The sequence below is a fragment of the Streptomyces sp. VRA16 Mangrove soil genome (genome assembly GCF_017377775.1).
In the GTDB taxonomy this organism is placed as follows: domain Bacteria; phylum Actinomycetota; class Actinomycetes; order Streptomycetales; family Streptomycetaceae; genus Streptomyces.
Window position 1 is genome coordinate 471,597 of sequence record NZ_JAFVLN010000004.1, and the last position, 17,621, is coordinate 489,217.

At 69.3% G+C, this 17,621-nt stretch carries 14 protein-coding genes and 1 pseudogene; 7 read left to right on the plus strand and 8 right to left on the minus strand.

Annotation, left to right across the window (positions count from 1 at the left end; genetic code table 11):
* Positions 1–245 precede the first annotated feature (245 nt).
* The gene (locus J3486_RS14400) at positions 246–2,492 is read left to right on the plus strand and encodes a DUF1735 domain-containing protein (protein WP_229377985.1); all 2,247 of its coding nucleotides are present in this window, start codon (positions 246–248) and stop codon (positions 2,490–2,492) included.
* A gap of 42 nt (positions 2,493–2,534) precedes the next feature.
* Here the strand turns inward: J3486_RS14400 and J3486_RS14405 are convergent, their stop codons facing one another.
* The 3 genes from J3486_RS14405 to J3486_RS14415 form a co-directional block, all read right to left on the minus strand.
* Positions 2,535–2,924 carry an SsgA family sporulation/cell division regulator gene (locus J3486_RS14405; RefSeq protein WP_229377986.1) on the minus strand — a complete coding sequence of 130 codons (390 nt, stop codon included), beginning with the start codon at positions 2,922–2,924 and terminating at the stop codon, positions 2,535–2,537.
* Positions 2,925–3,690: 766 nt separating this feature from the next.
* Positions 3,691–6,414, minus strand: a complete 2,724-nt coding sequence (locus tag J3486_RS14410) for an AAA family ATPase (RefSeq protein ID WP_207820675.1) — start codon at positions 6,412–6,414, stop codon at positions 3,691–3,693.
* A 315-nt stretch (positions 6,415–6,729) separates the two neighbouring features.
* Positions 6,730–6,966 carry a hypothetical protein gene (locus tag J3486_RS14415; protein WP_207820676.1) on the minus strand — a complete coding sequence of 79 codons (237 nt, stop codon included), beginning with the start codon at positions 6,964–6,966 and terminating at the stop codon, positions 6,730–6,732.
* Between the two features lie 323 nt (positions 6,967–7,289).
* On the opposite strand from J3486_RS14415, the gene J3486_RS14420 reads away from it, so the two are divergent.
* From J3486_RS14420 to J3486_RS44055, 4 genes and pseudogenes are all read left to right on the plus strand, one after another.
* Positions 7,290–7,721, plus strand: a complete 432-nt coding sequence (locus J3486_RS14420; RefSeq protein ID WP_207820677.1) for a VOC family protein — start codon at positions 7,290–7,292, stop codon at positions 7,719–7,721.
* 30 nt (positions 7,722–7,751) lie between these two features.
* Positions 7,752–7,982: a zeta toxin family protein gene (locus tag J3486_RS44045; protein ID WP_307804813.1), complete on the plus strand. Its 231-nt coding sequence runs from the start codon at positions 7,752–7,754 to the stop codon at positions 7,980–7,982.
* Between the two features lie 257 nt (positions 7,983–8,239).
* Positions 8,240–8,437, plus strand: coding sequence for a hypothetical protein (locus tag J3486_RS44940; protein WP_207820679.1), 198 nt, complete (start codon positions 8,240–8,242; stop codon positions 8,435–8,437).
* A 225-nt stretch (positions 8,438–8,662) separates the two neighbouring features.
* Positions 8,663–8,872, plus strand: a pseudogene (locus J3486_RS44055) (cysteine hydrolase family protein); the annotation flags it as partial.
* Positions 8,873–9,001: 129 nt separating this feature from the next.
* Here J3486_RS44055 and J3486_RS14440 read toward each other — a convergent pair.
* Entirely contained in the window at positions 9,002–10,249 is a 1,248-nt protein-coding gene (locus tag J3486_RS14440; protein WP_207820680.1) for a cytochrome P450, read from the minus strand.
* Between the two features lie 280 nt (positions 10,250–10,529).
* Between J3486_RS14440 and J3486_RS14445 the strand changes: the two genes are divergently transcribed.
* Positions 10,530–11,711: a low temperature requirement protein A gene (locus tag J3486_RS14445; protein WP_207820681.1), complete on the plus strand. Its 1,182-nt coding sequence runs from the start codon at positions 10,530–10,532 to the stop codon at positions 11,709–11,711.
* A 33-nt stretch (positions 11,712–11,744) separates the two neighbouring features.
* Here the strand turns inward: J3486_RS14445 and J3486_RS14450 are convergent, their stop codons facing one another.
* On the minus strand, positions 11,745–12,812 hold the full coding sequence (locus J3486_RS14450; RefSeq protein ID WP_207820682.1) for a ferritin-like protein: 1,068 nt from the start codon (positions 12,810–12,812) through the stop codon (positions 11,745–11,747).
* A gap of 304 nt (positions 12,813–13,116) precedes the next feature.
* Here J3486_RS14450 and ilvC point away from each other — a divergent pair, with 304 nt between their 5' ends.
* The gene (gene ilvC / locus J3486_RS14455; protein WP_207820683.1) at positions 13,117–14,115 is read left to right on the plus strand and encodes a ketol-acid reductoisomerase; all 999 of its coding nucleotides are present in this window, start codon (positions 13,117–13,119) and stop codon (positions 14,113–14,115) included.
* A gap of 84 nt (positions 14,116–14,199) precedes the next feature.
* Here the strand turns inward: ilvC and J3486_RS14460 are convergent, their stop codons facing one another.
* The 3 genes from J3486_RS14460 to J3486_RS14470 all read right to left on the minus strand — a co-directional run bounded on the left by J3486_RS14460 (position 14,200) and on the right by J3486_RS14470 (position 17,590).
* Positions 14,200–15,618 carry a sugar porter family MFS transporter gene (locus J3486_RS14460; protein ID WP_207820684.1) on the minus strand — a complete coding sequence of 473 codons (1,419 nt, stop codon included), beginning with the start codon at positions 15,616–15,618 and terminating at the stop codon, positions 14,200–14,202.
* 122 nt (positions 15,619–15,740) lie between these two features.
* The gene (locus tag J3486_RS14465) at positions 15,741–16,721 is read right to left on the minus strand and encodes a Dyp-type peroxidase (protein WP_207820685.1); all 981 of its coding nucleotides are present in this window, start codon (positions 16,719–16,721) and stop codon (positions 15,741–15,743) included.
* Between the two features lie 41 nt (positions 16,722–16,762).
* Positions 16,763–17,590: a hypothetical protein gene (locus J3486_RS14470; protein ID WP_207820686.1), complete on the minus strand. Its 828-nt coding sequence runs from the start codon at positions 17,588–17,590 to the stop codon at positions 16,763–16,765.
* Positions 17,591–17,621: the final 31 nt, after the last annotated feature.

Below are 17,621 nucleotides of genomic sequence, written 5' to 3' on the forward strand. Positions count from 1 at the left end.
GCCTGATCATGATGCCTTTCACCCGAGGTCGGTCGCCCGTATCGCCATCCGGGTTACCGCGCCGCCCTGTGTGTCCGCCGCACGGACCCGCAGTGGCGGGAACGCGGCGCGCCGGGTGCCTCCATTCGGACTCCTCGTCGTAGGACAGCACGGCCTTCTGGACGGGGCAGCGGCTCAAGGAAGCGCTGGTCGGCACCACCGCCGGCACCCAGCGATTCAGCCCGTTCGACGCGGGCAGCGGGCGGGTGGACGTCGCTGCCGCAGTGCGCTCGACGCTGCTGGTGTCCGGTGACGCGTTCGCTCAGACGCACTACCCCTACGCCCCGGGTCAGACCGTCCGCCGGGACGTCACCTACACGAACTCCGGCCCCGCCCCGGTCACGCTCGATCTCACGCTGAGCCCCGCCGAGCTGCCCGAGGGCCTGTTCACCCTGTCGGACGCACAGGTGACCGTGCCCGCGCACGGCACCGCTTCCGTCGGCGTGATCACACATCTCGACGCGGCCGAGGACAACGGCGCGTACGCCACCCGCTTGGTCGCCACCGGCGCCGACGGAGCCGTGCTGGCCCGCACCCCGGTCGGGGTGAACAAGGAGGGCCGTCGGGCGACTCTGGCGCTCAGGGCGAAGGACCGCCACGACAAACCGTTGTCCGGAACCGTCATCCTCAAGGACGTCGAGCGCAACACCGCGCCGAAGGTCTACTCCGTGGGCGCCTCGGGCCGCCTGGACCTCCGGCTGTCCCCGAGCACCTACTCGGTGTGGCTGAACTCCGCCGTCCCCGGCGTCGACGGCACGCACACGCTGGGCTTTGCGATGTTCACCGCTCCCGAGATCGACCTCGACGGGGACCGCACGGTCGCCTTCGACGCCGACGACCTGCGCAAGGCGGCCGCCCTCACACCACGGGCCACTGCCAACCAGTTCCTGCGGATCGACCAGTACCGCGGCAACACCGGGCTGTTCCCCTTCATGGACAGCTACGTGGCCGAGTACTGGCGCTACGACAGCCTGTGGGTCACACCCACGCCCGAGGTGCGGACGGGTTCGTACAACTTCGCGACTCGCTGGCGGCAGATCCAGCCTCCGCTGACGTTCTCCGCGGGCTCACAGGTCTTCGACGACGTCACGGTCCAAAGCCTGTCGTCCCAGCTCCCCGAGGGAACGCGTGCCTACCGGGCCGCCTGGGCGGGTGACGGCTCCGTGGCCGAGTTCCGCGGGGTGGAGGTCCGCAACCGCGTCGCGGTCGTCCGCCGCAGCGACACCGTCACCCCGAGGGACCAGGCCGCCGCGGCGGCGAGGGCGGGGGCCCGTCAGCTCCTGATCCTGAACAACGGGTACGGGAAGTTCGACCCCTGGGCCGATTTGCCGGAGGCCGCCCCGCTGCCGGTGGCATCGCTCGGCACCGACGACAGCACGCGGCTGCTGGCCCGGTTCCGCGCGACCGGCACCATCACCCTTCAGGTCGTCTCCCACCCCACCCCCCGCTACGCCTACGACCTCGTCCGCCGCCACGAGGGCGCGGTTCCCCGGGACCCGTCCTACCGTCCCGCCGCCGCCGAGCTGGCACGCGTTGACGACACGTTCCGCGACACGTCGCAGGGCCAGGCGGTCGAGTACCGCCAGGACATCTCCCTCCTCGGCCGTCCGCTGGGCATCGTGCCCACCCAGGTCCGGGCCCAGGGTGAACTCACCTCGTGGGTCACCGCGGACGACGACGTCCAGTGGGTCTCCTTCGCCTCCAGGTCCGACCTGGGCCAGCGGGGCGTGGCGCGCTCGTACACGCCGCGCAGCACCACACGGGAGACCTGGTTCGCCCCGATCCAGCATCCACGTCTGCTCAGTGACAACGGCACCAGTGTGCAGGGCCCCTTCCGGGCCGGTGACCACATCAGCACCTCCGTCATGACCGCGTGGGGCGACTCCGGCGGGCACGCGGGCGTCGTCTGGGCCGACAGCGACACGTCCCGGATCTCGCTCTACCAGGGCGGCGAACTGCTCGGTGAGGACGTCAACGAACGGATCGTCGTGGCCGGGGGCCTGTCGCCTGATCCCAAGCCCTACCGGCTGGTGCTGGAGGGCAGCCGGAACCTCCCGGACCGCCCGTACTCGACCCGTAGCCGCACCGTCTGGGACTTCACCTCGGCCACCACAGATCCCACCCGTCTCACACCGTTGCCGCTGGTACAGCTCGACTACGCGGTGGACGCCGATCTGTCGGGCCGCGTCCACCGGCGCACGGACCTGACCGTCACGGCCTCGCACCTCAAGGGCGCGGCGGGAGCCGGCGCGATCCGCACGGCGACCGTGGAGGTGTCGTACGACGACGGCGCCACCTGGCGCCGGCCGGCGCTACGGCCGTCGGCGGACGGCTGGACGGCACGGCTCGACGCACCGGGGAAGGCGCGCTACGCGAGCCTGCGGACGACGGCGAAGGACATCGAGGGCAATGGCGTCAGCCAGACCCTGATCCGCGCCTTCGGCCTGCGATGAGTGCCGGGGGGGGGTGAACATCCCCGGCCGAGTGTCCCGAGGTCATCGAGCCGAGGCCTCGGGTTCGTCGAACAGCTTCGAGAGGAAAGCGTCGGTGCCGAGCCGCGACGACTCCGTACCGGCCGGGACGTGCAGGTACGTGCGGTCGAGCCACTCCCCCAGTTCCGGGACGGGCAGGCTGAAGATGGCGAAGCCACCATGTGCGTTGATCTGGAGCCACGCGGCCTCCCGGTCCGCGGGGGCGTCGGCCCACACCTGCACGTCCCCCAGGCCGCTCGTGGTGCGCAGACCCTCGTAAAGCAGGTCACGGCCGACATGCCAGGTGACCGGCGGGGCACCCTCGGGAGCGAACCGGATCGTCACGAGGAGAGGGTGGTCGGGATCGTAACGGAACTCTGTCGGCACGTCCTCCCATTCGAGAGCACCCGTCATCTGGCTGAGGCACAAGGTGAGAGGGAGGAGAGCATGCGCGGCCGAGTGTTGTGCCTGCACACTGTGTTGGTCACCACTCATGACGGCGATTCCTTCCGGTTGGACGATAGGGGATCACAGTCACTGTGGTCCGGATCAGCCAGAAGGTCATCAGTCGGTTGACGGTATGACTCACACGGAGACCCGCGAGAGACGAAGGGCGCGGCACGCCAGGCTGTGGCGCGGACAGATCACCGCGGGCAAGCACCACAACAGTACGTCTCAGGGTGGCAAGACAGTGGCACCCACGGCTGGTGTGACGGCCGTGAGGCACGCGCCGATCGTGCCCGATGTGGACGCTCGAAGCATGTGACGCTCGCTCGCGATGTTCCGCGACCGGTTCCAGCGGATAGCAGTGAATCGACGCACGTCCATGGCCTCGGCCGCCGCGACGGCGGGGCGGCAGGCGCGTTACCGGTCATGTCCGGTCAGGCCCACACGAGCGCTGACCAGCTTTCGACTTCCTGCGATGAGGGACTGCGCGCAGGCACAGAGGGTGGCGACGGTGCTGCTCAAGCAACACCGTGTTCTCACGGTCGCGCGCACGGATATCGCACAGGGCAGCGCCGTCCGGACGACCCCCACGCTGTACAGCACGTGTGAGGAACTCGACCGTCCGGTGGTGGCGCTCCGCCAGGAAGCGGCGCCTTCGTGTGATGCCGGCCCGGCCGGGCGAGTCCGAAGGAGCGTCGGCTCTCCGGGCTCCGCCCGTCCGGGCGGAGCCCGCTCAGCCCGAGGTCGGCTGGTCGTCTCCGAGCGCGGCCAGCGCTGCGGAGAGCCTGCCGCGGCTGGTGATGCCCAGGCGTGGGTAGATCCGGTACAGGTGGGCTCCGACCGTGCGGTGCGAGATGAACAGGCGCTGGCCGATTTCCCGGTTGCTCAGCCCCTGCGCGGCCAACTCGGCGATCTGCCGTTCCTGGACTGTCAGGCTCTCGCCCTTGCTCGGGCGCCGACGTCCGTCCGACTCCCCCGCAGCACGCAATTGCTCACGAGCCATGTCAGCCCAGGGTTGTGCACCGACTCGGTCGAACTCGTCACGTGCGAGCCGCAGCGGCTTGCGCGCATCCACGTTCCGACGCTGTCGGCGCAGTCGCCGGCCGTGCTGGAGGTGAAGTCGGGCACGCGACAGGGGCCATGTGTCCGGCAGTGCGGACAGCGCGGAGTCGTAGCGTTCCTCGGCGGTATCGTCCGGAGCGAGGACTGCCGCACTGTAGGTGCGGGCGACGATCATCATTTCCGAGGGCAGCCGGTCCGCCAGCTCCGGCAGCTCGGCCAGCAACTCTCGCGCCTGTTCGGTCCGGCCCGCGGCCGCGGCCGCGTCCACCAGGTCCGGGACGAGCAGCCAGCGACTGGTCGAGTGGTAGTGCGGGTCGGACTTGTCGAACGTACGCGCGAGAATGTCGTACGCCTCCACGGCGCTGCCGTCGAACAGGGCGAGGAGGCCGTCGACCTGCTGTGTCATGACGCTCGCGAAGGGCATGACGGGGAAGAGGCTGTGCGCTCTCAGCTCCCGGACCGTCCGAGCTGCGGCTTCGTGTTCTCCCCGCAGCACCGCCGCGAGCGCCGACGTGGCCTTGAGGCCGAGCCAGACGATCCACTCCCCCGTCTCCTCGGCGAGGGCGATCCCTTCCGCGGCCTCTTCCCGTGCCTGGGCCAGCTGCCCGAGGTACAGACGTGGCCACGATCCCGCCAGGGATCGCGCGAGCAGCCCGAGGCGGCCCTGCGACCGCCACACGGCAGCCGCCTGAGCCAGATGACGCGTGGCACGGCCAATGTCACCGATGACCATCGAACCGCTGCCGAGGTAGTGCAGCAGCCGACCGTCCTCACGGTCCGGCTCCAGCTTTTCGAGCCGTGCGATCAGGTCGGTCCCATGGCGGTACGGTTCCGTGTAGGCCCGTACCGTCAGGACGTGGGGGGCGTCCGGGTCGGGCTTCCACCGGTCCAGTTCGGCGGCGGCCTGGGCACGCACGCGTGCGTCACCGTCCTGGAAGAAGCATCGGGCGGCCGCACGCCACAGCAGGTTCTCCGCGACGTTCGTACTGCCGACGTCGAACGCCCCCGCTGCCGCGTCGATCATGTCCTGAATGCGGCGTTGCGGCTCATCGGGCTCGAACGCGGCCTTGTCGGAGACCAGCATGAGGCGAGCCCGCTCCGTGGGGCCCAACTCCGCCAGGTCAGCTCTGTCGAGCAGGATCTGGGCCTGGACACGGTCGTTGATCTCGCTGGCCAGCTCGGCCGCACGGACCAGGAGGCCGGTCTGGCGGCGTGCATCGCGCACCAGCTCTCCGGCCTGGCGCAGGGCCGGTACGGCCGCGGCCAGTTGCCCCCGCTTCTGGGCGTCGTCGGCGAACCGCTCCAGCTGGCAGGCCAGTTCGTCGTCCGGACCGAGCGTGGCAGCGGCAAGGTGGACGAGCCGCCGCCCAGGTGATCCCTCCAGCGTCTCGGCCAGGGCCTGGTGGGTGGACAACCGGTCGGCGACGGATGCCCGGGTGTAGATCGCGGAGCGCATCAAGGGGTGCCGGAACTCCGGTGTGCGACCGGTCAGAACCACCAGTCCCGCGTCGACGGCCTCCTGCAGGGCGTACACGGAGACTTCCGAGCCCGCGAGACGACTTGCCACGTCGAGGAGCTGGTTCAGTGGTGCGGTGGGCTCCGCCGCCAGGACCAGGAGGAACGTCCTGCACTCGCGGGTGAGCGAGTCGGTGCGGGAGGCGAACGCGGTCTCCAGTCGCTGGGTCAGGGGCAGATCGTCGAGCCGGGGTGACATGCCCTGCGCCGCCCTCGGCAGTTCGACGAGCGCGAGAGGATTGCCGGCGGCGCGCTCCAGGATGCGGGCCCGCACCGCGTCCGCCAGGCCCGGGGCGTCGGCGTCGAGCAGTTCGGCCGCTGCGGCCGGGGAGAGGGGCTCCAGAACGAGTTCGGCGTGAGTCCCCAGGGTGTACGTGCCCGGTGACGAGGTTCGTGCCGCGCCGATCATGAGGATGGGGAGGTCCCGGGTACGCCGGGCCACGAATCCGAGCACGTCACGGCTCGAGGAGTCGACCCACTGGAGATCATCGACGAGCAGCAGGAGGGGCTGGCGGTCGGCGGCGTCGGCGAGCAGCTCGAGCACCGCCATCCCGACTCGATAGATTTCGGGTTCCCCGTCACTGGCCCCGAAGGCGCCACCGAGTGCCTTCTGGTACGGGGCCGGCAAGGCGTCGGCTCCGCCGAGAACCGGTTGGAGCAGCAGGTGCAGCGCGGCGAACGGCAGCCACTGCTCAGTCTCGACGCCGGAGGTGCGAAGGACTCTGACCCCCTGGTCAGAAGCATGGGAACCGAACGTGCGCAGCAGAGAGGATTTGCCGACACCGGGGTCTCCGCGGACCAGTAGCGCGTCGCCCTTGCCTGCCACCGTGCTCGAGAGCAGGCCGTGCAGGACCTTCAGCTCCTCGTCCCGACCGATCATGCCGTGAGCACTGATTCCGGTCCGGACGAAGCGCCCCTCAGGCACATGGTGGTGGTCGGCCGCTCAGCCGCCGTTTTTCTTCGTATCAGGCTCAGCGTCGGCGGCACACCTCTGACATCGGTCACGGGCACGGATTTTACCTGCCCCTGACCTCTTCCCTTGAGACGGGTCCGGCTCGGTCAACAGTCGAATGACTACGTGATGACTCTCTGTCCACGACCACGACTCCTGCGCTCGGGGTCGTGTGCGAAGGAAGCCGTCGGCCCACCGACCGGGGCGGTGGGCCGACATGCGTCACGGTATGGACCGAAGTACCTACCGCTTCCAGAGGTACCAGACGCCGGCCTCGTGGTCGTTGTCGCAGTAGTAGCTGCCGCCCGGGTCGTTGCTCTGGTAGACGACCTTGACCGCGAGGCACTGAGCCTGCGTGTCGTAGAGCCCGATCACGGTGTCGGCGTGCGCGGCTGCGGCTCCCCCGAACGTGACGCCCGTCGCACCCAGCGCGACGAGGCTCGCGGAGACAAGTTTCTTCTTCCAGCCCAGAAATGACATGTGTGACTTTTCCTCTCCTCGACAGTGCGGCGCCAGCGGTGCGCGACGACGCACAGGAACAACGTGTGACACCGTGTCACGTTGATCAACAGGTCGGCAAGCCTCATCTCTTGCGCTGTACGGGTTACCAGCCATGATTGGCCGAATCGGAACCTCGCCCCCACAGGACGCTTCCACCACCGGTTCGCCTGCCGCAGGTTCGGGGCGGTATCCTGCGACACCGTGTGATGGTGGCCGATGGAGGCCACACACTCGAAGGCGCGGGCTGTGCCGCCTGATCCGATGACACCGTTGCACGGTGAACCGTAAGAGAGTGACGACAAGTGGATCTCAAACTGGAAGTCCTGGTGCTGCCCGTCTCCGACGTCGACCGGGCGAAGGCCTTCTACCAGGCGGTCGGTTTCCGTCTGGACGCCGACCACGTCACGGACGAGACCTACCGGGTCGTCCACATGACACCCCCGGGTTCGCCCTGCTCGGTGCTCTTCGGCACCGGCGTCACCCTGGCCGCCCCCGGGTCGTCCAAAGGCCTCCACCTCATTGTCTCGGACATCTTCGAGGCACGGGACGAGCTGGTCGGCCGGGGTGTGGAGGTGGGCGAGGTCTATCACGACACCAGCGACATCTTCCACCGTTGTACGGACGAGAGGTGGATCAGCGGACCTGACCCTCAGCGCCGCAACTACCGCACGTACGCGGACTTCACCGACCCGGACGGCAATGGCTGGGTCCTTCAGGAGGTGCCGAACCCGTAGGGCTTCGCCGTGCGACTCGACCGACGGTGCGTGGAACCGTCAGCGCCCTACCGGGAGATCACCTTCTCCACCGAGAAGTGTTGGGTGCCGCAGGCGCGGCCGGTGGTGGTGTTCGTGGCCGGGCAGCCCTGCTCGGGCAAGACGACGCTCGCCGACCTGGTGCACATGCAGCGGCGCGGTGGCGCCGTGCGGGTGAGCCGGGACCTGTACAAGAGCGCGCACGAGGCCTACCCACATCTGGTGGCCGCCAACGTTCGGTAGCAGCCCGGGCGCTCTCCAGGTCCCAGACGCGCGACCGGAGGAGGTGAGCCAGGCCCCCCACCGTCCGTGCGCCCATGCGAAGGCCCCCGGAATCCGGTGATTCCGGGGGCCTTCGGCAGTGCTGCGGGAGGAAATACCTCTCGTCGGTGGAGTAGTTCGTCCGACGGCGGCGGGCTACTGCGAGGGCGCCTCCGCCGGCGGCGATCAGGAGGCCGGCGCCGGCGTGCGCGAGCGCCCCCTCGGGGGCGGGCGCCGCGGTGCTCGACGCGGTCTCGTCAGAGGTGGTGGTGGTCGAGTCGGACAAGGCCGGGGTCTCCTCGCCCTGGGAGGGTTTGTCGCTCGGCTTGTCGGTCGGCTTCTCCGTCGGTGGCGGAGTGGTCGCCGTCTTCGCGTTGGTCGTGGCGACCGTCACCGGATCGCCTGGCGTGGCCTTGAAGTCCTTCGAGGGCTTGTAGAGGTCGTAGCCGGCGGGTGCCTTGACTTGCTTGACCCAAAAGTCTTTACCCGTACGGGAGTTGACGGGCAGCTTGCCGGTGGCCGTACCGTCGGAGCCGGTGATCAGGGTGAGGAGGGTCTTGTCACCGCTGCCGACCTTGACGGTGGATCCAGCCAGCAGCTTGCCGGGCTTGTCATCCTTGGCCTTCAACAGGACCGAGGCGTCCTTGAACGGGTCGACGATCGTGTCTCACCCCGGCCTGCGGCCCGGTCCCGGCGACGTGAGCATCGCCCCGCACAAGAGCCTCGACCTGTTCGCTACCACCGGCCTCGATATCCAGCGCAAGCGCCACGGCATCGAACACGTCGTCGTGGCGGGGATGATCGGAACGATGTGCGTGGAGTCGACCGCTCGCAGCGCGATGGAACACGGCCACCGGGACACGTTGGTGAAGGACGCCACCGCTCCCGATGGCGGCCCTGACTCCTATCCGCCGATGCTGGCGCGCTACGCGATGATCGTGCACGACGTACTCTCTCACTTGGCAGAGCAGGGCGAAGTAGCTGTAGATGTTGGAATCCGGTCATCCCACCGTCCTGCGGCGAAGATGGACCGGCAGCGTCCGGTGACCGTTGCCGATCAGAGTGGGCAGAGGCTTCAACTCGGCGGCGGGAACGGCAAGTTCGATGTCGGGGAAGCGGGCGAAGAGCAGGCGCAGCGCCGTGGCCACTTCCAGACGGGCCAGCGGGGCGCCCAGGCAGAAGTGGACGCCATGGCCGAACGAGAGGTGGTCCTTTGTCGGCCGGGTGACATCGAAGCGGTCGGCGGTGGGACCGTGCCAGTCGGGGTGGCGGTTGGCGGCGGCGTAGGAGGCAAGGATCGCGTCGCCGCGGGGGATCGTCCCGCCGCCGGGCAGGGGGATGTCGGTGAGCGCGTAGCGCAGGGGCAGGTGTTTGAGGGCCGGTTCGTGGCGCAAGGTCTCCTCCACGACGTCGTCCCAACTCGCGCGGCCCGCGCGGAGATGGCCGAGCTGTCCGGGGTCGGTCAGCAGGGCGGTGGCCGCCTGGTCGATGACGTTCACCGTGGTCTCGTAACCGGCGCTGATCATCAGCAGGAGCGTGTCGCGCAGCTCGCGGTCGGTGAAACCGTCGCCGTCGCCCTCCTCGTCGCGGGCGGCGATGAGGAGAGTGGTCATGTCGTCGGCGGGTTCGGCGCGTTTGGCGGCGATCAGGTCGTCGAGGGCTTTGTAGAGGGATGTCGTGTTCTCGGCAGCCTGCTCGGCGGTGGCGGTGGTGTCGAAGACTCCGTCCACCACGGAGCGGAATCCCTGCAGTTGGGTGTCGGGGATGCCCATGAGGCGGCCGAGCACCGCGATGGGCAGGGGGTAGGCGAAGTGTTCGCGCAGGTCCACGCTCTGGTTGGAAGGCCGTGCGTCGAGGTCGTCGAGGAGGGCGGTGACGATCGACTCCACTGTCGGCCGCAGTGCCTGGATGCGGCGGGCGCTGAGCGCCGGCGCGACCATCCGGCGCAGCCTGCGGTGGTCGCCGCCGTACGCCGTGAACATGCTCTCGACCGCGATCCACAGAGCGAGCGGCCACGTGGACACGGTGTCGGCGTAGGCGGGCCAGTGGGCGCGGCCGTCCTTGGAGACCTGCGCGCTGGTGAGCAGCTGCTTGAGCAGGGCGGGGTCCGTGACCGACCAGACGGTCAGGCCCAGGACGTCCACACGGGTGGCCGGGCCGCGGGCGCGTAACGCCTGGTGCTCGGCGTGGTGGTCGGAGGCTTCAGGGTCCAGGACGAGGAGCGACGGCTGGGGGAGCTGTTCGGGCATGGAGGTTCCTCCAGGGCGGGCGGCCGGGGTGACGGCAGTTCGTGTCGTTGGTGTCGTTCGTGCCGCGGGCCGACACCTTCCGTGCCGGCCTCGCACCACTGACAGTGCAATCGGGCTACTTGTGACAGGCCGGTCGCTGGACGGCCCGCCCTGCGACCTCTCCGGGGCGCGTGTCACACATCGCCGTCGGGCCCGGTCGTATCCGACGACCTCGGCCGACGGTCGCCGACGTGAACCGAAGGCGTCATCGAAGGCCGTTCCGCCCAGGGATCAGGACGTCATGAGTCAGTCCACGAACATGTTCACCGCTTGGTACCGGCCGATGCTGGCTCGTCACTCCGGTGAGGAGCATCGTGCCGCCAGTGCGCTGGAGTTGTTTTTCGATCTGTGTTTCGTGGTGGCTGTCGCGCAGGCGTCGTCCGCGTTCGAGCACGAGTTGGTCTCGGGTCGTCCGGGGCACGGTCTGCTCGGTTATGCGCTCGTGTTCTTCGCGATCTGGTGGGCCTGGATGAATTTCACCTGGTTCGCGTCGGCCTACGACACGGACGATGTCCCCTACCGGCTCCTGACGTTGGTTCAGATCATCGGCGCTCTGGTGATGGCCGCGGGGGCCTCCGCCGCCCTGGAGCGCGGAGACTTCGCTGTCATCACCTGGGGCTATGTGGTGATGCGGCTTGCCATGGTCAGCCAGTGGGTGCGTGCCGCCTGTACGGATCGGGAACGGCGGCGGTCCGCGGTGCGGTACGCCGTGGGCATTTTGGTGCTACAGGCTGCATGGCTGGTGCGGCTGGCGGTGCCGGTGGACGGCGGGACCGTGACGTTCGCCGCCTTGGCCGGGCTGGAACTGGCGGTGCCGGTCTGGGCCGAGCGGGCTGAGGGCACGACCTGGCACCCTCAGCACATAGCCGAGCGCTACGGCCTGTTCACGTTGATCGTGCTCGGCGAGTCCGTGATGGCCGCAGGGCTTGCCGTCGGTGACGCGCTGGAGACTCACCGGCGGCTCGGGGCCGTGCTGCCGGTCGCCCTGGGCGGGCTGCTGACCGTGTTCGCGCTGTGGTGGCTGTACTTCGCCCAGGAAGCGCATCGGCGGCTGCGGACTCAGCGGACGGCGATGTTGTGGGGCTACGGGCACTACGTGGTGTTCGCGGCGGCGGCTGCCGTCGGTGCGGCGCTCGCGGTCAATGTCGCTCATGTCACCGGCGATCGCGCGCTGACCGATGTCCAGGCCGCGGCCGTGTACACGGTGCCGGTCGCCCTCTTCGTCACCTGTGTGTGGCTGCTGCACCGGCGGGCCGCCCAGGTGTCCGCGGCAGGCAATGTCCTTCCGCCTGCCGCGGCCGTGGTCGTCCTGTCCTTGACGTTCGCACCGTTTCCCGTGCTCGGTACCGGGGTCGTCGCCTCGCTCCTCATCGCGGGTTCTGTCGTTCTCGCGCGGCGTGAAGAGAAGAAGTCCGGTTCCTGACGGGTCTGTCGCGGGGCGGGTGCCGTGCGTCGGCTAGGCCCGGTCTTCGGGGGCGATGTACTCGAAGGTCGGGCCGGCCGCCAGGCCGTCGTCGTCCTGCATCGCCATCAGGCTCTGCGCCTGACCCTTGGCCGCGTACATGGTGCCCACGGACATGCCCAGCATCGCCGGGTTGCCGTTGAAGGCCTGCTCCAGCATCTGGAGCATCTTGCAGTACGTCTGGTTGAACGCCTCCTGCGCGGTGCGGATCGCGTGGCCTTCGGGGTGGTCGGCCAGCTGCTGGTTGGGGCGCACCGGCCGGATTCCGGCCGGGTCCACGGTCACGGTCTCCCCGGTGGGGCCGGACTGCGGGGTGTCACCGAGCTGGTAGCGGCGTCCTACGGCGAGTTCCTGGAAGCGGTAGTAGTGGGAGACGGCCTTGGTCTCGGGGTGGACCACGTCCTTGTCACCGTCCCAGACCTCGGCGCGCGCGGCGCCCTCGCCCTGTTCGACGATCTCCTCCAGCGCCGCGAGAGCGGTGCGCAGGTCGGTGACGGGGGCGAGGTGGCCCGCGGTGTGGACGAACGGGCCGCCGGCGACCTGGCGGGCGGGGTCCCCGGTGAAGACCTGGTCCTCGCCCAGTTCGGCGCACAGGTCGCGCAGGCCCTTCTCGATCGCGTCGTAGAACTGTCCGATCGTCTCATAGTGGTCGCCTTCCGCCGCGTCTCCCGGGTGCGCGGGCTGTTCCAGGCGGAGGAACATGCCGAGGGCTTCCTTGCCGAACGGCAGGAGCGCCAGCTCGATGGAGGGATCGGCGTGCGGCATGGTCCGCGGGTGCGGCGGCAGCATGTGCGGCGTGTCCAGGCGGGGTTCGCCGCCGACGGCGTTGAGCAGGTTCGCGACGAGGGCGAGGTGGATCATTTCCTCGACGAACACTCCGCCGATCAACTGGACGGCGTCCGCGTTGCGTTCGGGGTCGAGGGAGTAGAGGGCGGTCAGGTAGGGCGGGAGGGTGGAGTGCTCGACCTCGATCGCCCACTGGAGGTGGGTGCGCAGGTCTTCCAGGGTCGTGATGCCGGTCGTCGCGGTGGCGCCGGCCGTGATGGACTGGTCCTGGGGCATGTCAAAGCTCTTTCGGCTCGTCGGCGTGGATATCAGTCCACTGACCGGCGAGCCGGGGCATCTGTGACACTGTCCGGCAGAGGTGACATGCGGTCGGCGCACAGTGTGCGTGAGATAGTGTCATTGTTGTGATGACGGGTCCGGTGTGCGTGGCACCCGGGCGCCGGTGGCGGGGAGGCAACTGCTGCCGCTACCGGCTCTACTCGCCTGTTTCTTCCTGTTCCTTCTCCTGCGCAGGCCGTGCTCTGTCGGCCTGGTCTCGGCCGGTGGGCCGACGGGGAGCTGTCCTAGAAAGGTGTGTTCCATGGCTGAGCTGTTCTACGACGCGGACGCCGATCTCTCCCTCATCCAGAACCGCAGAGTCGCGGTCATCGGCTACGGCAGCCAGGGCCATGCCCACGCGTTGTCCCTGCGGGATTCCGGCGTCGATGTGCGCGTGGGCCTGCACGAGGGCTCCGCGTCCAGGGCCGTGGCGAAGGAGCAGGGCCTGCGGGTGGTGTCGGTGGCCGAGGCCGCCGCCGAGGCGGACGTCATCATGATCCTCGTACCGGACCCCTTGCAGGGCGAGATCTACGAGCAGCACATCGCTCCGCATCTGCGGGACGGCGACGCGCTGTTCTTCGGCCACGGGTTCAACATTCGCTACGGCTTCGTGAAACCGCCGGCCGGTGTGGACGTGTGCATGGTCGCGCCGAAGGGGCCGGGGCATCTGGTGCGCCGTCAGTACGAGGAGGGCCGCGGGGTGCCGTGCCTGGTGGCCGTGGAACAGGATGCGACGGGTGGGGCTCTGGCGCTGGCACTGTCCTACGCCAAGGGCATCGGCGGCACCCGTGCCGGCGTCATCAGGACGACCTTCACCGAGGAGACCGAGACCGATCTCTTCGGTGAGCAGGCCGTGCTCGCCGGCGGTGTCTCCGCTCTGGTCAAGGCCGGTTTCGAGACGCTGACCGAGGCCGGCTACCAGCCGGAGATCGCGTACTTCGAGTGCCTGCACGAGCTGAAGCTCATCGTCGACCTCATGTACGAGGGCGGCCTGGAGAAGATGCGCTGGTCGATCTCCGAGACCGCCGAGTGGGGCGACTACGTCACCGGCCCGCGGATCATCACGGACGCCACCAAGGCCGAGATGAAGAAGGTCCTCGCCGAGATCCAGGACGGCACCTTCGCCCGTGAGTGGATGGCCGAGTACCACGGCGGCCTGAAGAGGTACCACGCGTATCGCGAGCAGGACTCCGAACTGCTGCTGGAGACCACCGGCCGCGAGCTGCGCAAGCTGATGAGCTGGGTCGACGAGGAGGCGTAGGCCGTCGGCCGCGGGCGGGGCGCACGTCCCCGTCCGCGGCCGCCCGGTGCGGGACGGCCGCCTCTCCCCCGGTTTTCGAGGCAGTCAGCCCATGTCCTCGAGTGTCCTGCCCTTGGTCTCCTGGACGAACTTGAGGACGAAGGGGATGGAGAGCGCCGCGAAGAGCGCGTAGACGACGTACGTACCCGAGAGGTTCCAGTCGGACAGCGACGGGAAACTCGCGGTGATCGCCCAGTTGGCGATCCACTGCGCGGACGCGGCCACGCCGAGGGCGGCGGCACGGATCCGGTTGGGGAACATCTCGCCGAGCATGACCCAGACGACGACGCCCCAGGAAAGGGCGAAGAAGAGGACGAAGGCGTGGGCGGCGATCAGCGCGATCCAGCCCTGTGCGGCCGGGAGTTCACCCGAGGCCGAGCGGGCGGAGAACGCCCATGCCTCCAGTGCCAGGGCCGCGGCCATACCGGCCGAGCCCACCACGGCCAGCGGCCGGCGCCCGATCCGGTCGACGAGGAGCATCGCGATCACCGTGCCGACGATGTTGATGATCGACGTCGTGAACGAGTAGAAGAACGAGTCCGTCGGGTCGACACCGACCGACTGCCACAGCGTCGAGGAGTAGTAGAACGCGACGTTGATGCCGACGAACTGCTGGAAGACGGAGAGGCCGATACCGATCCAGACGATCCGCTTGAAGAAGAAGGCGCTGCCCAGCAGGTCCTTGAAGGTCGACCTCTCCTCCCCTCGCGCGGCCGTCTCGATCTCGGTGACGCGCGCCTGGAGATCCGTTCCCCTGCCCTCGATCTCGCCGAGGACACGGCGGGCCTCCTCGTGCCGACCGATGGCGATCAGGTAACGCGGGGACTCCGGTATCGCGAAGGAAAGCAGCCCGTACAGGACGGCCGGAACGACCATCACGCCGAGCATGACCTGCCAGGCCTCCAGGCCCATCAGCCGGCCGCGCTGGTCACCGCCCGCGGCGTTCAGCAGACCCCAGTTGACGAGCTGCGAGATCGCGATGCCGACGACGATCGCCGCCTGCTGGAAGGAGCCGAGCCGCCCGCGGTAGGCGGGCGGAGAGACTTCCGCGATGTAGGCCGGGCCGATCACGGAGGCCATGCCGATGGCGATCCCGCCGATGACCCGCCACAGGGCCAGGTCCCACAGCGCGAAGGGCAGCGCGGAACCGACGGCGCTGACGGTGAACAGGGCCGCCGCGATCTGCATGCAGCGAATCCGGCCGATGCGGTCGGCGATACGGCCCGCGGTGGCCGCACCGATGGCACAGCCGATCAGGGCGATGGCGATGACCTGGGCCAGTACGGCGGAGCCGACGTCATAGCGGTGCCGGATGGCCTCGACGGCGCCGTTGATCACGGCACTGTCGTAGCCGAACAGGAAACCGCCCATCGCGGCGGCGGCCGCGATGGAGGCGACGTGGGCGAGGGGGGCGGGGTCGGCCGCCCCGGCCGACGACGGGGGTATCTCGGCGGTGCTGGTCATGTGAACTCCTTGTGGCACGGGCCGTGCGGCCGGGCCGGCGCGCCCTTCGGCCGTCGGGCGAAAGACATCGGTGCACGGGTGCGGGGCATGCGTGAGGGTGGAGGCAGGGGTGAGGGGCGGCCCTACGGGCGCCCGGGCAGGCCGGTGTCCGGCACTGGCGGCGGGGGCGGGTCTTCCAGGAAGTCCGTGGTCGGGGTGAAGAACAGGGTGCCCGTGACCGCGGTGGAGAAGTCCAGAATTCGGTCGTGCGTCGCCTCGTCCGTGCCCAGGAACATGCGTTCCAGCATCGTCTCGGTGACCTCGGGGCTGCGCGCGTAGCCGATGAAGTACGTGCCGAACTCCTGGGTGCCCACTGTCCCGAACGGCATGTTGTCGCGGAGGATCTTCCGCTCGGTGCCGTCCACGTCCGTCACGGTGGCAAGGGCGGTGTGGGAGTTCGGCGGTTTGACGTCGTCCGCCAGCTCGACGTCGGAGAGTTTCCGCCGGCCGATCACCCGCTCCTGGGCCTCGACCGGCAGGGCCCGCCAGGCGTCGAGGTCGTGGAGGTATTTCTGCACCACCACGTAACTGCCGCCGGTGAAGCCGGGATCCTCCTCTCCCACGAGCACGGCGGCCTGCGCCCGGGCGCCGGTGGGGTTCTCCGTGCCGTCGACGAAGCCGAGCAGGTCGCGTTCGTCGAAGTACTGGAATCCGTGCACCTCGTCCTGCACCGTGACCGCTCCGCGCAGCCGGCTCATGATCTCGGTGGCGAGGGCGAAGCACAGGTCCTGTCGTGTGGCACGGATGTGGAACAGCAGGTCGCCGGGGGTGGCGACGGCCCGGTGCCGGGCGCCGCGCAGTTCTTTGAAGGGGTGCAGACCGGCCGGGCGTTCGCCGGCGAACAGGCGGTCCCAGGCGTGCGACCCGATGCCTGCCACGCAGCTCAGCAGGCCATCGGGGTGGGCGCGGAAGCCCACGGCCCGCTCCAGTGAGCCGAGGTCCGCCAGGAGGTCACGGACGGTCGGCTCGCCTGCGTCGTCGACCGTGACGACCAGGAAGATCGCCGCACTGGTCAGCGGAGACAGAATCATCTGCGGAACGGGTTCCTCGGCTCCTGCGGGCATGGATCATCGCTTTCTGCTGGGGTGGTGCGCGGCGGGCGCGTTCAGCGCCAGTAGTCGCTCAGTCGGTCGGTGCGGGTCAGTTCGCGCGTTTCCTCGCGCGTCGGTGGACGGGGCGTCGCGGCCGCCTCGATGGCGCGCAGGCGGGGTTCGTCCAGCACTCCGCGCGCGTGCAGCTCCTGGAGCAGGTCCGCCAGCGCGCGGGAGGTGGCCATGGTTCTTTCCGCGGTGCGCGCGAGGAGCGGCTGGCCGGCCAGGTCGCGGGCGCGGTGGCCTGCTTCCTGCCCGCCCTTGCCGGCTATCAGTTCCAGGTGGTGGCGCCGCGTTCCGTCCTGGGCCCGCTGCCACACACACCGCCCGAACCGCATGCGCAGGGGCGTGTCGCTGATGCCCCGGCGGACGACGTCGTGGAAGGCGTCCGGGTGCGCGAGCGATTCCTCCAGGCGCTGCGCGTCGTCCTCGTCACGGACGTCCGCTACGAGGGTCACCGTGAGGGTGCCGGCTTCAACGTGTTCGCGGTAGCCGCGCGGGCGCAGGGGCAGCCCGTCGATCTCGACGGCCGAGGGGTCCAGAACCTCGACCTCCTCGACCTGAATCCGGTAGATGCGGATCTCACGGCGGTGTCCTGTCGAGACCGTGCTCCAGCCGTCGAGGACACGCCAGTTCCCCTGGCTGCCGGGCAGGTGCGGTCCCTCAGGGGTCGCCGCCGCGTGGAGTTCGGCCTCCAGTTCCTCGTGGCGCTCGTCGGGGACGTGGAGTTCCAGGGCGAAGCGGCGCAAGGCCCGTCCGGTGTGCGGTGAGGTGTCAGGGCGCAATGGTGCGGCCGCCAGTGCGCGGGGCGCACCGAGGAGTTGGATGTCCAGTGTCTTCATCTGTCGGCCTTCTTGTGGCATCGGGGTGGTG